General features: G+C 68.0%; 1 protein-coding gene. It reads left to right on the forward strand.

Annotated features, from left to right (window positions below; genetic code table 11):
* Nucleotides 1-265: 265 nt before the first annotated feature.
* Nucleotides 266-1,480 carry an IS110 family RNA-guided transposase gene (locus JGS39_RS39390; RefSeq protein WP_219574567.1) on the forward strand — a complete coding sequence of 405 codons (1,215 nt, stop codon included), beginning with the start codon at nucleotides 266-268 and terminating at the stop codon, nucleotides 1,478-1,480.
* Nucleotides 1,481-1,542: the final 62 nt, after the last annotated feature.

A 1,542-nucleotide genomic window follows, 5' to 3' on the forward strand; every position in this document is an offset into this window, starting at 1 on the left:
CCCCCGTTATGTTTTTCGCGGTCCTGCAATGGGGCCGCTGGCCTCCGGGCCCGGTATGACTGTGTCCCCTCTGTCGAACAGATGACCTGGGGGGTGGTGTCGCCGGGTCCGTGGGGTGCCGTCGGAGACGCTGATGAGAGACCCGGCCACCGCCCGGTCCGGCGCAATGCCGGGCAGTACGCGGGCGGCAGGTCTGCATAACGTGGATGCGCGAGCACGGTGCCATTGCCGAGGCCGGCAGGAGCAACCACCTGGGAAGGGTGCGATGTTAGACACCGATGGCGTGGGCGTCTTCCTCGGGATGGACGTCGGCAAGTCCGCCCATCATGGCCACGGCCTGACTCCGGCGGGCAAGAAGATCTTCGACAAGCCGATGCCCAACAGCGAACCGAAACTGCGGGCCGCCTTCGACAAGCTCAAGGCCAAGTTCGGCACCGTGCTGGTGATCGTCGACCAGCCCGCATCGATCGGGGCTCTGCCGCTGACCGTTGCCCGGGACGCGGGCTGCGAGGTCGCCTACCTGCCCGGACTTGCCATGCGGCGGATCGCCGATCTGTATCCGGGCGAGGCGAAAACGGATGCGAAGGACGCGGCGGTGATTGCGGACGCGGCCCGGACGATGCCGCACATCCTGCGTTCGCTGGAGCTGACCGACGAGATCACCGCCGAGCTCACGGTGCTGACCGGCTTCGACCAGGACCTCGCCGCCGAGGCCACCCGCACCAGCAACCGGATACGCGGCCTGCTCACCCAGTTCCACCCCAGCCTCGAGCGCGTGCTCGGCCCGCGGCTGGACCACCCCGCCGTCACCTGGCTCCTTGAGCGCCACGGATCCCCGGCCGCTTTGAGGAAAGCCGGCCGCCGCCGGCTCGTCGAGCTGATCCGGCCCAAGGCTCCGCGGATGGCACAGAGGCTGATCGATGACGTCTTCGACGCCCTCGACGAGCAGACCGTCATCGTTCCCGGCACGGGCACCCTCGACATCGTGATCCCGTCCCTGGCCGCCTCGCTCGCAGCCGTCCACGACCAACGCAAGGCACTCGAAGCCCAGATCAGCACCCTGCTGGAGGCCCACCCTCTTCACCAGGTCCTGACCTCGATGCCGGGCGTCGGCGTCAGGACCGCCGCCGTCCTGCTGGTCACCGTCGGCGACGGCACCGGCTTTCCAAGTGCCGCCCACCTCGCCTCCTACGCCGGCCTCGCTCCCACGACGAAATCGTCGGGAACCTCGATCCACGGCGAACACGCACCACGCGGCGGAAACCGGCAGCTCAAACGCGCGATGTTCCTCTCCGCCTTCGCCTGCATGAACGCCGACCCGGCATCACGCGCCTACTACGACCGGCAAAGAGCCCGCGGCAAAACGCACACCCAGGCACTCCTGCGACTCGCCCGCCAACGCATCAGCGTGCTGTTCGCCATGCTCCGAGACGGCACCTTCTACGAATCCAGAACCCCCACCATCACCCTCGCCGCCTGACCACCCCAACCACACGCAAACCAGGCACCACGTCCTTGACGAAGGACATAGAGACACCCCCC

The organism is Streptomyces poriferorum, assembly GCF_019399235.1.
Taxonomy (GTDB): Bacteria; Actinomycetota; Actinomycetes; order Streptomycetales; family Streptomycetaceae; genus Streptomyces; species Streptomyces poriferorum.